Source organism: Pseudomonas sp. NPDC089918, assembly GCF_050280605.1.
Classification (GTDB): Bacteria; Pseudomonadota; Gammaproteobacteria; order Pseudomonadales; family Pseudomonadaceae; genus Aquipseudomonas.
Window position 1 is genome coordinate 39,491 of record NZ_JBNNVP010000019.1, and the last position, 16,750, is coordinate 56,240.

Annotated in this window: 12 protein-coding genes and 1 pseudogene; 3 read left to right on the forward strand and 10 right to left on the reverse strand. The window is 60.6% G+C overall.

Going from position 1 to position 16,750, the window contains the following annotated elements; translation table 11 throughout:
- Positions 1 to 29: 29 nt before the first annotated feature.
- The 4 genes from ACQKPC_RS15370 to hutC all read right to left on the reverse strand — a co-directional run bounded on the left by ACQKPC_RS15370 (position 30) and on the right by hutC (position 5,083).
- Complete coding sequence (locus ACQKPC_RS15370) at positions 30 to 1,502, reverse strand: purine-cytosine permease family protein (protein ID WP_427625391.1); 1,473 nt, start codon at positions 1,500 to 1,502, stop codon at positions 30 to 32.
- A gap of 148 nt (positions 1,503 to 1,650) precedes the next feature.
- On the reverse strand, positions 1,651 to 3,333 hold the full coding sequence (hutU, locus tag ACQKPC_RS15375) for a urocanate hydratase (protein ID WP_008068815.1): 1,683 nt from the start codon (positions 3,331 to 3,333) through the stop codon (positions 1,651 to 1,653).
- Between the two features lie 498 nt (positions 3,334 to 3,831).
- Complete coding sequence (locus tag ACQKPC_RS15380) at positions 3,832 to 4,404, reverse strand: HutD/Ves family protein (RefSeq protein ID WP_427625393.1); 573 nt, start codon at positions 4,402 to 4,404, stop codon at positions 3,832 to 3,834.
- A gap of 10 nt (positions 4,405 to 4,414) precedes the next feature.
- Positions 4,415 to 5,083 (reverse strand): histidine utilization repressor, encoded by a 669-nt coding sequence (gene hutC, locus ACQKPC_RS15385; protein WP_231669701.1) that lies wholly within the window; start codon positions 5,081 to 5,083, stop codon positions 4,415 to 4,417.
- A 199-nt stretch (positions 5,084 to 5,282) separates the two neighbouring features.
- Here hutC and ACQKPC_RS15390 point away from each other — a divergent pair, with 199 nt between their 5' ends.
- On the forward strand, positions 5,283 to 6,647 hold the full coding sequence (locus ACQKPC_RS15390; protein ID WP_427625394.1) for a formimidoylglutamate deiminase: 1,365 nt from the start codon (positions 5,283 to 5,285) through the stop codon (positions 6,645 to 6,647).
- Between the two features lie 115 nt (positions 6,648 to 6,762).
- Here ACQKPC_RS15390 and ACQKPC_RS15395 read toward each other — a convergent pair whose 3' ends face one another.
- Together ACQKPC_RS15395 and ACQKPC_RS15400 are read right to left on the reverse strand one after the other, a co-directional pair.
- Positions 6,763 to 7,332 carry a lipocalin family protein gene (locus tag ACQKPC_RS15395; RefSeq protein ID WP_008068806.1) on the reverse strand — a complete coding sequence of 190 codons (570 nt, stop codon included), beginning with the start codon at positions 7,330 to 7,332 and terminating at the stop codon, positions 6,763 to 6,765.
- A 33-nt stretch (positions 7,333 to 7,365) separates the two neighbouring features.
- Positions 7,366 to 7,620 carry a hypothetical protein gene (locus ACQKPC_RS15400; RefSeq protein ID WP_008068804.1) on the reverse strand — a complete coding sequence of 85 codons (255 nt, stop codon included), beginning with the start codon at positions 7,618 to 7,620 and terminating at the stop codon, positions 7,366 to 7,368.
- A 290-nt stretch (positions 7,621 to 7,910) separates the two neighbouring features.
- Between ACQKPC_RS15400 and ACQKPC_RS15405 the strand changes: the two are divergent.
- Together ACQKPC_RS15405 and ACQKPC_RS15410 are read left to right on the forward strand one after the other, a co-directional pair.
- Positions 7,911 to 8,933 (forward strand): annotated as a pseudogene (locus ACQKPC_RS15405) (HAMP domain-containing protein); the annotation flags it as partial.
- Between the two features lie 93 nt (positions 8,934 to 9,026).
- The gene (locus tag ACQKPC_RS15410) at positions 9,027 to 9,791 is read left to right on the forward strand and encodes a methyl-accepting chemotaxis protein (protein ID WP_370694726.1); all 765 of its coding nucleotides are present in this window, start codon (positions 9,027 to 9,029) and stop codon (positions 9,789 to 9,791) included.
- 127 nt (positions 9,792 to 9,918) lie between these two features.
- Here the strand turns inward: ACQKPC_RS15410 and ACQKPC_RS15415 are convergent, their stop codons facing one another.
- The 4 genes from ACQKPC_RS15415 to ACQKPC_RS15430 form a co-directional block, all read right to left on the reverse strand.
- A complete protein-coding gene (locus ACQKPC_RS15415) occupies positions 9,919 to 10,521 on the reverse strand; it encodes a DUF924 family protein (protein ID WP_063341842.1) in 603 nt (200 codons plus the stop codon).
- A gap of 3 nt (positions 10,522 to 10,524) precedes the next feature.
- On the reverse strand, positions 10,525 to 11,535 hold the full coding sequence (locus ACQKPC_RS15420; protein WP_063341843.1) for a class 1 fructose-bisphosphatase: 1,011 nt from the start codon (positions 11,533 to 11,535) through the stop codon (positions 10,525 to 10,527).
- Between the two features lie 239 nt (positions 11,536 to 11,774).
- Positions 11,775 to 13,142, reverse strand: coding sequence for a DUF3999 domain-containing protein (locus tag ACQKPC_RS15425; RefSeq protein ID WP_123500015.1), 1,368 nt, complete (start codon positions 13,140 to 13,142; stop codon positions 11,775 to 11,777).
- Positions 13,139 to 16,723, reverse strand: coding sequence for a DUF2339 domain-containing protein (locus tag ACQKPC_RS15430; protein WP_427625396.1), 3,585 nt, complete (start codon positions 16,721 to 16,723; stop codon positions 13,139 to 13,141). The genes ACQKPC_RS15425 and ACQKPC_RS15430 overlap by 4 nt, the downstream gene beginning before the upstream one ends.
- Positions 16,724 to 16,750: the final 27 nt, after the last annotated feature.

Below are 16,750 nucleotides of genomic sequence, written 5' to 3' on the forward strand. Positions count from 1 at the left end.
AAGAGGCATCCAGCCCTGTCCACGTCCAATCAGGCCTGCGCCGCAGCGCGACTGGCCCCGCTTGTTATAGGTGCTGCATCGCTGTCCTGCTCGACCGGCAGGATCAGTTGATCGGGTACTGCGCTGTGCCATTTTTTCGCGCACACGTAATACAGAGCCGCGGGAAGCACCAGACCGATGATCCAGGAAATATCCACACCACCCAGAGCGTCCACCAGCGGACCGGTATAGAACTTGGTAGCGATGAACGGCAATTGCACCAGCACACCGAAGACATAGACGCTGATACCGAGGGGGTTCCAACGGCCGTAGCGACCGTTCGGATCGCCCAGCGCTGGCACGTCATAGCGCTCGCGAGTGATGCAGTAGTAGTCCACCAGGTTGATCGCGCTCCATGGCGTGAAAAAAGCCAGCAAAAACAGGATGAAGGACTTGAACGCACCGAGGAACGAGTGCTGACCGAGCAACGCGATCAGGGTCGCAGTGCCGACGATGACCAGCACGAAGACCAGACGCTGCAAGCGCGTTACCCGCAGGTCTCCACGGAAACCGCTGATGATGGTCGCAATGCACATGAAGCTGCCGTAGGAGTTCAGCGTTGAAATGGTGACCTTGCCGAACGCGATGCTGAAGTACAGCAGCGCAGCGGTGGCACCGCTGCCGCTCAAACCAACGATGTAGGCCACTTCGTGGCCGGCGAATTTTCCGTTGGCCATGGCGGCGGCAAACACACCGAGGATCATCGCCACCTGTGCGCCAATGACCGAACCCGCGCCGGCGGCGAAAAAGGTTTTCACCGAAGACGTGCTGCTCGGCAGATAGCGTGAATAGTCAGCCACGTACGGGCCGAAGGCGATCTGCCAGGACGCCGCGAGCGATACCGCGAGCAGGAAGCTGGTCCAGCTGAAGTGGCGGATTTGCAGGAGTGCGCCAACGTCAGTCTGGCTCATCAGGCGACTGAACAGGTAAACGAAGGCAATCACGCCAATGACACTGGCGACACGGCCGATGAAATGGATCACCCGATAACCGAGCACCGTGACCAGCACGATGACACTGGCGAAGATAAGGATCCCGACGCTGTCGCTAACGCCAAACAACTGGCCCAGCGCCTGGCCGGAAAGCACGGTGCCCGTTGCGGTGAAGCCCAGGTACATCAGGCACACCAGCACGATCGGGATCGCCGCGCCATACACGCCGAACTGTACCCGGCTGGAGATCATCTGCGGCAGGCCAAGCTTGGGCCCTTGCGCCGCATGCAGCGCCATTACGCCACCGCCGAGCAGTTGACCGATCAACAGACCGATCAACGACCAGAACACATCACCGCCCAGCACCACGGCCAGGGCCCCGGTCACAATTGCGGTGATTTGCAGGTTGGCACCCATCCACAGGGTGAACTGGCTCAACAGACGACCGTGTCTCTCCGCTTCCGGGATGTAGTCGATCGAACGTTTCTCGATCAACGGTTTACTGCCTGCACGATCGTCATTAACAGCCATGATTCAACCTCTGTGGATTGTTCTGGGTATTTTCTTGTACTGGCTTTTGTAGGAGTGAGCCTGCTCGCGATCGCGGTGTGTCAGTCAGCAAAGATGCTGAATGTGCCGGCCTCATCGCGAGCAGGCTCGCTCCTACAGGGGGCAAGCATTACTTGCCGGTGATCATCGGCAGGTTCAGACCCTGCTCCTTGGCACAGTCGATTGCGATCTGGTAACCCGCATCGGCGTGACGCATGACACCGGTAGCCGGGTCGTTATGCAGCACGCGAGCGATACGCTCGGCCGCTTCGTCCGTACCGTCGCAGACAATCACCATGCCCGAGTGCTGGGAGAAGCCCATGCCGACGCCGCCGCCGTGATGCAGGGAAACCCAGGTCGCACCGCTCGCGGTGTTGAGCAGAGCGTTAAGCAGTGGCCAGTCGGACACGGCGTCGGAACCGTCCTGCATCGATTCGGTTTCGCGGTTCGGGCTGGATACCGAGCCGGAGTCCAAGTGGTCGCGACCGATCACGATCGGCGCCGACAACTCACCGCTGCGAACCATTTCGTTGAACGCCAGACCGAGCTTGGCGCGCAGGCCCAGGCCAACCCAGCAGATACGTGCCGGCAGACCCTGGAAGCTGATGCGCTCGCGCGCCATGTCCAGCCAGTTGTGCAGGTGGGCGTCGTCCGGGATCAGTTCTTTTACCTTGGCGTCGGTTTTGTAGATGTCTTGCGGATCGCCCGACAGTGCAGCCCAACGGAACGGACCGATACCGCGGCAGAACAGCGGACGGATGTAAGCCGGTACGAAACCCGGGAAGTCGAATGCGTTCTCGACGCCTTCTTCTTGGGCCATCTGACGAATGTTGTTGCCGTAGTCGAAGGTCGGAATACCCATTTTCTGGAAGTCGAGCATCGCTTTAACGTGCACGGCCATGGACTGCTTGGCGGCTTTGACGACAGCGGCTGGCTCGGTTTTGGCGCGAGCGCGGTACTCTTCCCAGGTCCAGCCGGCTGGCAGGTAACCGTTGAGTGGGTCGTGGGCGCTGGTCTGGTCGGTGACCATGTCTGGGCGCACGCCGCGCTTGACCAGTTCCGGCAGGATTTCAGCCGCGTTACCCAACAGGGCGATGGAAATCGCTTTGCCTTCCTTGGTGTATTTGGCGATGCGGGCCAGCGCGTCGTCGAGGTCGGTGGCTTGTTCATCGACATAACGGCTGTTCAGGCGGAAATCGATGCTGACCTGCTGGCATTCGATGTTCAGCGAGCAAGCGCCGGCCAGGGTTGCAGCCAGAGGCTGAGCGCCGCCCATGCCGCCGAGGCCTGCGGTCAGGACCCAACGACCTTTGAGGTCATCGTTATAGTGTTGGCGACCGGCTTCGACGAAGGTTTCGTAGGTGCCCTGAACGATGCCCTGGCTGCCGATGTAGATCCAGCTGCCGGCGGTCATCTGGCCGTACATGGCCAGGCCTTTGGCGTCCAGTTCGTTGAAGTGTTCCCAGTTCGCCCAGTGTGGCACCAGGTTGGAGTTGGCGATCAGCACGCGTGGGGCGTTGCTGTGGGTCTTGAACACGCCGACCGGCTTGCCGGATTGCACCAGCAGGGTCTCGTCGTCGTTCAGGTTGGTCAGGCTTTCGACGATCTTGTCGTAGCATTCCCAATTACGTGCCGCACGACCGATACCACCGTAAACCACCAGTTCTTTAGGGTTCTCGGCGACTTCCGGGTCGAGGTTGTTCATCAGCATGCGCAGCGGCGCTTCAGTCAGCCAGCTCTTGGCGGTCAGCTTGTTACCGCGGGCAGCGCGGATTTCGACGTTACGGTACTTAGTGGGCTTATTGTCAGTCACGAAAAAGACTCCTCATCAATCAATCCAAACCAACCCTGGCGGTGGGCAAGCCAGCCTGTGCGCGCCAAAGCGCCACAAGCGAATCAGTGGACGTTGCGAGGAGTCTCGATCGACTCATACGCATACGTCTTTACTTGTACATACAAGCATATGCAATCAAGCGGCCAACTTGCTGGATGGGTGCTCAAGAAAAGTTTTGAACATGGCTGGAGAGCGCCTGAATCAAGGGTTCTGGCGAAGATGAAATTTTTCTGGGGGATTTTGCGAAGGGCGTGACGGTTGTTACTTGAGCGTGGTTTTGCGCCACACTGGGGCGTTCGGTAACAAAGTGGTGCGCAATGGGAAACGGCGTGGGCTACTGCTTTGTGGCGAGGGAGCTTGCTCCCGCTGGGCTGCGAAGCAGACCCAAAAACCGGAGCAAGTGGTGTGTCAGATGAAACCGGCATGCTGGATGACGACTGCTGCGCAGCCGAGCGGGAGCAAGCTCCCTCGCCACAGTTAACCGCGTGCGATCAGCTCGATCACACAGCACTGGCCCTTGATGGAGATATCCAGCAGGCCAACGTTACCGTCCAGTTGCAGACAATCATGACGCCCTAGCTGAGAGGCGCTGTTATCAACCACCACTTCAAGCTGTTCAGACACGCTGAACACCAGCACGGTGCCGGCCGAACTGAAAAACCGCTGATCACCCCCCAACCATTGCAACCGCGCGCTGTAACGGTCCGGCGCATAAATCAGGTTGAAGTCGCGAATCGGTCCGCCGAGCAATGTGCAGGACACATGACTCTCGCCACTGAAAGCAAACGGGTCCAGCGGTAACAACGGCCGCGTGTCCTGGCCGTCGACGCGCAAGCTCATGCCCTCGCCTTGCAGCACGGTGATCACCCGCTCATAGCCGGCAAAGGTTGAAAACCCGCCCGACTCACCAATATCGGCAATCGACAGACGCCAGCCGAAACCCTCAAGGCCAGCACCTCCATCACGGGTGATTTCTTCAGTGCTGCCGCCGCCGTTTTTCCACGGCATACGCGGGTAATCGGCCGCGTGTAAAACTTTCAACTGGCTCATTTCGGGCTCTTTATTTATGGAACCGTCCTTCCAGACGATGACGGGAACCGGGGTGGATCAAACGGGCGGCGGTCACGGGCTGACGACCAGACCAGGTGCGGCGACGAATCAGCAGGCAAGGCTCGCCCTTTTCAATCTGCAGCAACTTGCATTCGGACGGCTCGGCGAGAATCGCTTCGACCACGTGCTCGCCTTCGGTCAACGGCGCGACCTGGTTCAGATAGGCGTAAGGCGTTTGCAGGGTGAAGTCTTGCTTGAGGTAGTCCGGCGCCACCAGCGCGTTGACGAAACGGTCTTCGATTTGCACCGGAATATCGTTTTCGAAATGCACGATCAGCGAGTGGAAAACTTTCTGGCCTTCGCGCATGTCCAGGGCCACGGCCCGCTCGGAACCGGCGGCCTCTTCTTCGAGGGTGATCACCTTGCAGGTGTGGCGATGGCCGCGGGAGGCGATCTCGTCGGCGATGTTGTGCACTTCAAACAAAGCAGACTGACTTTTCGGCTCGGCGACGAACGTACCGACACCCTGCATGCGCACCAGCAAGCCGTCGGCGGTCATCTCGCGCAGGGCGCGGTTGATGGTCATGCGGCTGAAACCCAGCTGATTGACCAACTCGCTTTCCGACGGGACGCGGTAGTGCGGCGGCCAGTTTCCACTGTCGATCTGCTGGGTGATCATCTGTTTGACGCGGGCGTACAAGGGCGCCGGACTGTCGCCCAGATTGGCGCTCAGATTGGCATTCGGCGGCAATGTGGCAGAGGGAGTCGGCACGGTTAATCCTTGTTCATCTATGAGAGTTGCTAGCTTGCCGGAGTTTACCGAGCAGGCAAACGTCTGTATATGTATATACAAATAACACACGATGGGGTGCTGAACCATGTCCGCCTTCTTTGCCGAACGCGCGCTGCTGCCTAGTGGATGGGCCAACAATGTACGTCTTGAGGTCAGCGCCGATGGCGTGCTGACCCATATCCAGGCCGATTCTCACGCAGATGACGCCGAACGGCTGAGCGGTCCGCTACTGCCGGGGATGCCGAATTTACACTCCCACGCCTTCCAGCGCGCCATGGCCGGGCTGGCGGAAGTGGCGGGCAATCCAAATGACAGTTTCTGGACCTGGCGCGATTTGATGTACCGGCTCGTCGGAAAAATCAGCCCGGACCAACTCGGCGTCATCGCCCGTCAGCTGTACATCGAAATGCTCAAGGCCGGTTACACCTCGGTCGCGGAATTTCATTATGTACACCACGATACGAGCGGCCAACCGTACGCAGACCCGGCCGAACTGGCGTTGCGCATCAGCCAGGCCGCCAGCTCCGCCGGTATCGGCTTGACCCTGCTGCCAGTGCTCTACAGCCACTCCGGTTTTGGTGGCCAGGCCCCGAACGAAGGTCAGCGCCGCTTTATCAACAGCACCGAAAACTACCTGAAACTCCAGTCGCGCTTGCAGCCGATCCTGGCGCAACAGCCGGCGCAGGCATTGGGTTTGTGTTTCCACTCGTTACGCGCGGTCACCCCGCAGCAGATCAGTGAAGTGCTGGCGGCCAGCGACAAGCAGTGCCCGGTGCACATTCACATTGCCGAACAGCAGAAGGAAGTCGATGACTGCCTGAGCTGGAGCGGTCGCCGTCCGTTGCAATGGCTGTACGAAAACACCGACGTCGATCAGCGCTGGTGCCTGGTCCACGCGACCCACGCCAACCCGGAAGAAGTCACGCTCATGGCCAAGAGCCGCGCCATCGCGGGTCTATGCCTGACCACCGAAGCCAACCTCGGCGACGGGATTTTTCCGGCAGTAGACTTCCTGGCGCAGGGCGGGCGCATGGGCATCGGCTCCGACAGCCATGTGTCGTTAAGCGTGGTGGAAGAATTGCGCTGGCTGGAATACGGCCAGCGTCTGCGCGATCAGCGGCGGAATCGTTTGTATGGCGCGGATCAGCCGATGGTCGGCCGCACACTGTATGACGCCGCGCTGGATGGCGGTGCCCAGGCGCTGGGGCAACCGATTGGCGCCCTGGAAGTCGGCAAGCGTGCGGATTGGTTGGTGCTCGATGGCAACGATCCGTATCTGGCAACGGCCAGTGGCGACGGGATTCTCAATCGTTGGCTGTTTGCCGGTGGTGACCGTCAGGTGCGGGATGTGCTGGTCAACGGCCAGTGGGTTGTGCGTGATGGGCGGCATGCCGGGGAAGAAGAGAGTAATCGGGCGTTTACCCAGGTGCTGCGCGAACTTCTGGGCTAACACCAAAAACAATGTGGGAGCGAGCCTGCTCGCGATGGGGCCATCAGATTCAACAATGAAGTTGACTGAAGGTCCGCTATCGCGAGCAGGCTCGCTCCCACAGAGTTATGCGTAATCAGTTGGAAGTCTTGGCCATCTTGGAATCCGACGCGCGCCAGATCAGTCGCGTCGTGTCATAACCCTGCTGACGCGCCTTGCTCAGCAGTTCTTCGCGCACGACACCATTGACCGTCGGGGTGCGCGACAGCAGCCAGAGGTGACGGCGGCTCGGGTCGCCGACAATCGCGGTCTTGTAATCATCGCTGACGTACAACACCCAGTACTCTCCCTTCGCCACACCCGGGATCAGTCGCGAGAACCAGGTATCGAACTCGACCCACAGCTTGTCGGCCTTGCCGGGCACCTGTGGATAAGCCGTGCCTTTGGCCTCTTCCCATTGCCAGTCCGACGTCAGGCAACGGTTCAGCACCGCCATGTCACCTTCAGGCTTGAGACTGTAATGGGCTTCGGATTGTGCGCAGTTGCGCTGAAAATACACCGGCAGACGCGCCAGTTCGTACCAGGTTCCCTGGTAGCGCTTGAGGTTGACCGTGTTGACGGTCTTGGGTGCCAACGGATCTACGCCAGAAGTGGCGCAGCCGGCCAATACCAGGCCGGCAAAAAGTACGATCAGTAACCGCTTCATTATTTTTTTCTCCCGTGGGCGAATAGCCCCGGTTTACTTCAGGCCTTGGCCAGAAAACATCAGCACTTTGTCACCGGCATACTGCACGCTGATAAAGCTGTTTTTGTCACCCCAGGTGCAACTGGACATGCCGAGTGCGCCGGAGCAATCGGCAGGTTTGCCCAGCAAGGTTTCAACCTCGGCCTTGGGCATGCCGGTCGACAGCTTCGAATAATTTTCTTGATTGATCTTGCCGCACGCTGCCAACAACACGCAGAACGAGAGCAAGGCGATAGATCGCAGCGACATGGTGTAACTCCTGGGGCGTAGGGAATGGCATGGCTGCCAAGCTGAAGCTTAGAAGAGAAAACCCTTGTCTGGTTCCCTGACCCTGCGGCTATTTGTTCGGCCATCCGTCTGCCTTTTACGATAAATCAGCCACTTTTTCGCGCCGTTGAGTATTTCGTCGGTTTTCCCGCAGGCCGCCTAATCTTTGGCGCCGGCCAGTCGACATAGAAGCAGTGTAAAGCCTTCCACTGTGGCAAATTGACACCCCTGTTGACCAGCCCTTCGCGGTAGCTCATTTAATGACCAGAAACATGAAATTCAGCCACAAAATCCTGTTGGCCGCCGCCCTTGTGGTGGCCGTTGCATTCGTCTGTTTCATCCTGTTCAACGATTACCGCCAGCGGCAGACTCTGCGCAGCAGTACCGAGTCCTCGATGCAGGAACTCGGCAGCCTGACCACCAGCAACATTCAGACCTGGCTGGAAAGCCGCATTCAATTGCTGCAATCGCTGTCCCAGCAAATCGCTGTGGACGGCAGCGCCCAGGCCAATCTCAAGCGCGCCATCGACCTGCCGGCCTACACCGGCAACTTCCAGCTGAGCTACTTCGGCGGCACCGATGGCGTGATGTTCTCAGTCCCGGCCGGCAATCGCGCCGCGGACTATGACCCGCGCGCTCGTGGCTGGTACAAGGCGGCCAACAACGCGCAACAGACCATCGTCACCGAACCCTACATTGCGGCATCGTCGGGCAAACTGGTGATTACCGTTGCCACGCCGGTGAAGCACCAGAATCAAATGATTGGCGTCGCCGGTGCAGACATTGATCTGTCCAGCGTCAGCGCGATCATCAACTCGCTGAACTTCGGCGGTCATGGCCATGCGTTTATCGTCAGCGCCGACGGCAAGATCCTGATCCACCCGGACAGCAAACTGGTGCTCAAGAACCTGGCTGACGCGTACCCCAACGAGGCGCCGAAAATCAGCCCGGGCCTGAAGGAAGTCGAACTGGACGGAAAAACCCGGTTCATCTCCTTCACTCACGTCAACGGCGTGCCGTCTGCAGACTGGTACGTGGCGCTGGTGCTGGATAAAGACACCGCGTTCTCGATGCTCAGCGAATTCCGTACCTCGGCGATCATCGCCATGATCATTGCCGTGGTGATCATCATCGCGCTGCTGAGCATGTTGATCCGCGTGCTGATGCAACCGCTGCTGACCATGGGCCGCGCCATGCATGACATCGCCGAGGGCGAAGGCGACCTGACCAAACGCCTGACCATTCACGGCCAGGATGAATTCGGTGCGCTGGGCACTTCGTTCAACCGTTTTGTGGAACGCATTCATACCTCGATCCGCGAAGTGTCCTCGGCCACCGGCCAGGTCAACGAAGTCGCCTTGCGGGTCGTCGCGGCATCCAACTCGTCAATGTTCAACTCCGATCAGCAGGCCTCACGCACCAGCAGCGTGGCGGCAGCAATCAACGAATTGGGCGCCGCCGCCCAGGAAATCGCCCAGAACGCCGCCCTCGCCTCGCAACATTCGAGCGACGCCCGCGCCTTGGCCGAAGACGGTCAGCAAGTGGTGGATAAAACCATCGCCGCCATGCAGCAGCTATCGGCAAAAATCAGCGATTCCTGCGGCAACATCGAAACCCTGAACAGCAACACAGTGAACATCGGCCAGATTCTGGAAGTAATCACCAGCATCTCGCAGCAAACCAACCTGCTAGCGCTCAACGCGGCCATCGAAGCGGCCCGTGCCGGTGAAGCCGGCCGTGGTTTTGCCGTGGTTGCCGATGAGGTGCGCAACCTCGCCCACCGCACTCAGGATTCGGCGCAGCAAGTGCAGAAGATGATCGAAGAACTGCAAGTCGGCGCCCGGGAAGCGGTCAGCACCATGACCGACAGCCAGCGCCAGAGCGAAAGCAGCGTCGGCATCGCCAACCAGGCCGGTGAGCGCCTGGGCAGCGTGACGCAGCGCATCGGTGAGATCGACGGGATGAACCAGTCCGTGGCCACCGCGACTGAGGAGCAAACCGCTGTGGTGGAGTCGATCAACGTCGACATCACCGAGATCAACACGTTGAACCAGGAAGGTGTAGAGAACTTGCAGTCGACTTTGCGTGCGTGCGCTGACCTTGAGCAGCAGGCGGCGCGGTTGAAGCAGTTGGTGGGTAGTTTCAGGATTTAACTGCCAGTCACTGATCGTTCCCACGCTCTGCTTGGGAATGCCTCAACGGACGCTCCGCGTTCGGCTCTGGAAGGGACGCGGAGCGTCCCGGGCTGCATTCCCACGCGGAGCGTGGGAACGATCAAAGCTAGAAGCGGGATCCAGGCCCTGAAAGAAACTCAACTTCCTCCGCCGTAGACTCACGCCCCAGCACCGCATTGCGATGGGGAAACCGTCCAAATCGCGCAATGATCTTCTGATGCCGCTCGGCATAATCCAGGTTGTCGGCAAACACCGCCCGATCCGCCTCCGGTTGCTGTTCAACCAGATCAAGAAACCGCGAAACCGCTTCGTTCTGCACCGCCAGATTTTCGCAGTGCTCAAACACCAGATAGATAAACACCCGCTGGATCGGCCGCAGTTGCCGATCGAAATCCGCAGCAATGCCTTGCGCTACCAGTGCCTGAGCCCTGAGATCGCCTGAAAAGGATTTGGGGGTATCGCGAAAGATCATTCGCGGAAGTTGATCGAGTAGCAGCACCAAGGCCAGCCAACCTTCAGGGTGTTGCACCCATTCGGTCAAACCGCCGGCCAGTGCCTGCTCGACCAGGTCCCCGAAACGCGTCCGCGCTTCGAGGTCCTGGCTGTCGCGCTTGCCGAACCATAACTTGCCCTTGTCAGCCGCTATTTCGTTGGGTGATTCGAAAGATCCAAACCACCATTCGAGTAACGGCTGCCAGGGCGCGGTCATGGTTTATTCCTTGTGGTAAGCCGTGACGCGGGCAACTTCTTCTTTCGAACCGAGGAACACCGCAACACGCTGGTGCAGGCCTTCCGGCTGGATGTCGAGGATGCGCTGGTGGCCGTCAGTGGATGCGCCACCCGCTTGTTCCACCAGGAACGACATTGGGTTGGCTTCGTACATCAGGCGCAGTTTGCCCGGCTTCGACGGCTCGCGGCTGTCGCGTGGGTACATGAACAGACCGCCGCGGGTCAGGATGCGGTGCACGTCTGCGACCATCGCCGCGACCCAGCGCATGTTGTAGTTCTTTTTCAACGGGCCTTCTTCGCCAGCCAGCAATTCGCTGACGTAGCGTTGTACCGGAGCTTCCCAGTGCCGCTGGTTGGACGCGTTGATCGCGAACTCCTGAGTGGACTCCGGGATCTTGATGTCTTCATGGGTCAGCACGAAGCTGCCCATTTCGCGGTCCAGGGTGAAGCCTTTCACACCGTCGCCCAGGGTCAGGATCAACATGGTCTGTGGACCATAGATGGCATAACCGGCGGCCACTTGCTGGGTACCTGGCTGCAGGAAAGCCTTTTCATTCAAGGGCTCGTTCTGGCTCAGGTATTCGTTCGGGCAACGCAGTACCGAGAAGATGGTGCCGACCGGCGCGTTGATGTCGATGTTCGACGAACCGTCCAGTGGGTCAAATACCAGCAGGTACGCGCCTTTCGGGTATTTGCCCGGGATCTGGTAGGCGTTGTCCATTTCTTCGGACGCCATGCCGGCCAGGTGACCGCCCCACTCGTTGGCTTCGAGCAGGATTTCGTTGGAGATCACGTCGAGTTTCTTCTGCACTTCGCCCTGGACGTTTTCAGTGCCCATGCTGCCCAGAACACCACCCAGGGCGCCTTTGGAGACGGCGTGGTTGATTTCCTTGCAGGCACGCGCCACCACTTCGATCAGGAAGCGCAGATCGGCAGGAGTGTTGTTGCTACGGGTCTGCTCAATCAAATAGCGACTCAAGGTAACGCGGGACATGGACGGCTCCGGTGGAATGGGGGGGGCTAAAAACCCGCGCAGTTTAACGCGAGTCGGGGCGCATTTCCTCCTATCAGACGTGATACACCCAATAGAGTTCATGTGCGGGGTTGAGCGTAGTTCGAAATGGGCATGTTTACCGACCGATAAACCGCTATCGCGAGCAGGCTCGCTCCCACACTGATCGCAATCCCCTGTGGGAGCGAGCCTGCTCGCGATTGGGGTGCAAAGCACCACCTTCAGGATTTGACGGGCGGCTTGCGCAGCAAGCTGAACGCCATGGCCCCCAAAAACAGCACACTGAGCAACAGCACCGCCCACAGCCCGAATTTCTTCCAGTTCGTGTCCGCCACCGCAGGCACGGTCGCCGCCGGAGTCACCACGACCCCACCCTCCACGGTCGCCTTGCCCAACGCCGCCAGCTTCGCAGCGCTGTAATCCGGAATAAGCGTCGACAACGGCAAGCTCGCCGCCTTCACCGTCGCACTCCCCAGCGCCAGCGTATAAGGCCCGGCGCCGCGCGCCAGGAACACCAGTTGCGTGGAGCGCACGGCAAACCGCACGGTCGGCGCTTCGGCGCCCAGGCCACCGCCGCGCTCATCCACCGTCAGCTTCAATTGCTGCACGGTCTGGCCCGGCAGCTGCAATTCGTTCTGCACCACGTCCTGGCCATTCTGGGTCAAGCGGTAGAGCAAACCGCTGGTCAGCGTTTGCCACGGCAGGCTGGTTTCCCGGCGACCCGACAACGTCACCGGTGCCAGGCTGTTGGGCTGATTCAGCTCGATCTGCAAGCGCTGGACATTCAACCCCATCGGCAATTGCCAGATGTACTCACCGGCCTTCACGCTGGTGCCAGCCAACGGTTGTGACCAGACCAACGGCAGCGGCAAGGTGCGAGGGTTGGTGCTTTCCAGTTGCGCCGAAGTCAGCGCTGGCGCCGATTGCGGTGAGCTCCACAGCAAACGCAGATAGCGCGCCGATTGCCCCGGCAGGCCGACTTCATGCTGCTCGACCCGTTCGTCGGCAAACGTCAGACGCGCCACTTGCCCTTCGCCCCACGACTGCCAATGCTGCAAATCGTCGCTGGCTTCGATGCTGAAACGCTGGAAGCCGTCGCGATCGCTGGTCCAATCGAGGATCAATTGCTGTAACGGCGCCTTGATTCGACTGGCATCGAGTAACCAGCCGCGCAGCTCTTCTTCGCCCGCCTCCAACTGGCTGGACGGCTGCACCTCGATCAACGTGCCGTTGGTGTTCGATTGCACGCGCACACTCGGCGCGCGTTCGGTGGCTTCCGCCGAGTTGTACAACGGGAACCACTTCACGTCGTGAAGTGTGCGGTTTTCGCGGGTCTGCGCGGGTTCTCGGGCCAGCGCATAAGCCTGAGGCTCACCGGCGGCGTTGAACACGCGTAGATCGCTGAGATCGGTTTGCCGCGCTTTCAGTTGCACGCCCAAGGGCAATTCCAGGCGATACCACGGGCCTTCGCCACTCACCGACAACGGCACCTGCGCGGCAAAGTCCGCCGGTTTTTCCTGCGCGCCGGCCGACAGCGTCACACCCAACACCACAGCCCCCCACCAGCCCAGGTTCAGTTTCTGACTCAAGACGACACTCCTTCGGTTTCAGGGGCCGGTTTTTCAACATCCGGCACAGCTTCGGCACGCTTGGGTGGCAATGGAGCGAAATAGCCCACCACCAACAGCAACACGCCAACGCCGATAAACGACACGATCCGCGCGAGCCCGCCGCGGTTACTCAATTCAACGAAGAACAGCTTGGCGACCACCAACGCGATCAGCGCCGCGCCGATCAGCCAGACTTCGCGGCGATGACGCAGATGCCCACCGATCATCAGACTCAGGGCCATCAGGGTCCAGACGATGGACAGGCCGGCCTGCACCAACATCGACCCAAGCAGCAGATCCAGCGCGTACGGCACGCCCCCCCAATGGTGAGCCGCGCGCATCACCAGCGCGGTGAAGAAGACGAACAGAGAAACCCCGGCGATCACTTGCGTGGCGTTATCGGCGTACTCCTTGCGAATTGCCAGTTGCGCCACGGCGCTGCGAGACCAGATGTAAACGCCGAACAGGGCAAACAGCAGGCCCAGCTCCAGCGGGTTGATCAGTGGCACATATGGCAACGGCTCGGCGGTGCCGTCACTGGCGATGTTCGCCAACCAAAACCAGCCGAGCATCAACAGTGCCAACGGCGCAGCGGCATAGACCCGGTACTCGCGGGGATAAGCCGACACCGGCCATGGCCATGCACGCGGTGCAGCCATCAGCACCAGATACAGGCTCGGCAGAATCGCCCAGCCCAACCAGCGCCAGGCGTTGTACTGTTCCGACAACAGCAGCAGACCGTAACGCAGCTCCAGGGCCAACACGCCGATCAACAGCCAGCAGCCGAGCACATGGGCGGTGCTCAGGGCTGTTGCGGGCAGCGTCGGCGCCAGACGCCGCAGCGAGATGAAATGCACGACAAACACCGCGATCCAAACCAGCCAGCCGAAGTTGGCGGCCGGGTGATAACGCGAATGCCAGGCCGCGAGCAGCACCATACCGGCAGCGGGAATCAGCAACGTGCAGAGCAAGCCCAGCGACGACCACTTCAGGCGCAGCGCCAATACCGTCCACAGTGCGACACTCACGGCGGCGACGGCCAGCAACAAGGTGGCTTGCAGATTCAACGGCGCAAAGCGCAGCACTTCACTGACCCACGCCAGCGCCCACCAACCCGCGCCCCACACCAGCAATACTTCGGACAAGCGCTGCAGGCTCAACCCATCGAAGGCCGAGGCATGGTTGCCGAGCTGCAAACGCCAGGCCCCGACGAAGGCGGCCAGCCCCAGCACCAGCGGCGTCCAGAAACCGCTATGCGCCAACGGTCGCAACCCTTCGCTGAGCAGCGGCCCGAGCAGGTCTGGCCCGGCGAAAAGGAACGCCGCGCCACCGATCACCTGCAACAGCAGACCAAAGACAAAACTCACGCGCTGCTTCAGGTACAGGCTCAGCCAGATGATGAACAAACCACTGGCGGCCCACACCGCGCTCGCGGTTTGCCATGGCAACACAAACAACACGGCAAGGTTGATCAGCACCAGGCCGGCCAGCAACACCACTGACAAACCGCGCAGCAAACGCACGTCGCTGCGCACCATTTCGTCGCGGGCCGCCAGCAACATCCCGGCGATCAACGCCAACCCGATCAGGGACGCGCTGAGCAAACCGCTCCAACCGGCGTTGAACACCGCGGCAGACTCGCCGCCCGCCCCTTGCAGCCGCAACAGGAACAACGCACCGCCAAGCAGTTGCACGGCGAACGCGGTGAACAGGAAGGTTCTCGATTGCAGGCGCAGGCCGACGAACAGCGTCGCCAACCCGGCCAGCGCCCAACTGATCGCCGTGCCGTGGGTGAAGAAAAACAGCGGCGCCAGCAGATAGAGGAACGTCAGCCCCAGACAGGCCAGTACCGGCAGTGCTTGGTGCTCCCACTGCGAGGCCTGTTCGGGCAACGCTTTGCGCAACTGGTAGAAGCTGAACAGCAGCGCCACGCCGAGCATCAACGCTCCCAGCGGTGCGCCATCGAGCAGGCTGCTCTCACCAGTCCGCAGCTCACTGAGAAAGGCCAGTGCCGAGCCCAGCTGCAGCAGCAAGGCAAAGGCTCGCGCCAGCGGTCGTTGTTGACGCAGACCGAGCCAGAAAATCCCCGCGCCTTCCACCGCCCAGGCAGCTGCGGTCCAACGCGCGTCGAGCCCCAAGGGAATCGCCAGGCTGGCGAAAATCACCCCCAACGCCAGACAGGTTTCCGCCAACAACAATGCTCGACCGCCCATCAGCAATCGGGCCAGCCCCATGTAAATCATGCCCAGTGCCAAGGCGCTGAAGGCGGCGGCAAATTCCAGATGCTCCACCAGCGCGAACTGCAAACCGAAACCCACCAGCGGAGGGGCGAACAGCATCGTGCCGTCGACGTAATCGCCCTTGCGCGCCGACCAGTGCAGCAGCGCCTCGCGGCTGTCGTCCTCGGGCGCATCGCTCATTTCCAGCAGTTTGCGCCGGGCGAACAACAAGCCGATGGCCAGGTACATCAGGAAAAACAGAATCAGGAACGGCTCGGTACTCCACAGCAATTCCGGTGTATAGGAACGCAGACCCCAGGCCAACCCGATGCCGAAGGTGCCGACAAAACCGATCAGGTTAAGCAGCCGCCAGGCCTTGAACCACGCGATGGCGAGGATGCCGGCATTGAGCAAGGCGAAGTAGCTGAACAGCGCGACATGGTTGCCGGCGCCGGTGGAGGTCAGGATCGGCGCGGCGAAACCACCCAGGGCAGCTGCGGCGGCCAAGCCCAAGGCGTTTTGGGTAATGGCGAGAATTGCCGAGAACACCGTCACCACCACCAACAGCCCCAGTGCAGCCGTGGGGTCGAGCAACGGATGCAAACGCATCGCGGCAAATACGGTCAGGTACAACACCGCGATCCCGGTACCTTGCAGCATCAACGCGTAATTGCTGTTGCGCAGACGCAGCAACCAGCCCAGCGCGAGCAAGCCCAAGGCCGCCGCCGCGACACCGGCGTAACGCAACTCGACCGGCACCACCATGCCTTCGGTGGCATAGCGCAACAGGAAGGCCAGGCCGAGGAACAACAGCACCACGCCAACTCGCAACACGGTATTACCGCCGAACAACCAGTTGCGCGCGCCGCTGATGGCGCGCTCGATGAAGTTCGGGCCGCGAGGCGCCGCCGGTTGTTGTGGTTCGCGGGCAACCGGTTCGGGTTTCCAGGCATCTGTCTGCGGACGACTGGCTTCGGCCGCGGCCGCTGTGATGGGTTCGAGTTCAGGCGGCAGCTCCCAGATCAGCTCCGGGGATGCGACAGGGGCTTGCTCGAGAATGATTTCAGGGGATGGAACCGGCTCGCTAGCCGCAGGTTCACTGGCTTCAGGTCTTTTGACGCCCGACACTTCCAGCAATGCCAGTCGCTGCTCGACCGCATGCAGCGCAACCTGCGCCTGATCGAGCAAGCGTCGCTGCTCGGCGCTTTGAGTACTCAAGCGGCCGATGCGGATGGCCTGGCCAATACCCAGCCCGAGCAAAGCGCCCAACAGCGCATCGCTGAACGACTCGTCGAGTAGCCAGCCCAGCAGCAGCCCAATCAGCATGAACATCCATTGCATGGTCGATATCCCTAAGCAGCCCCGCGG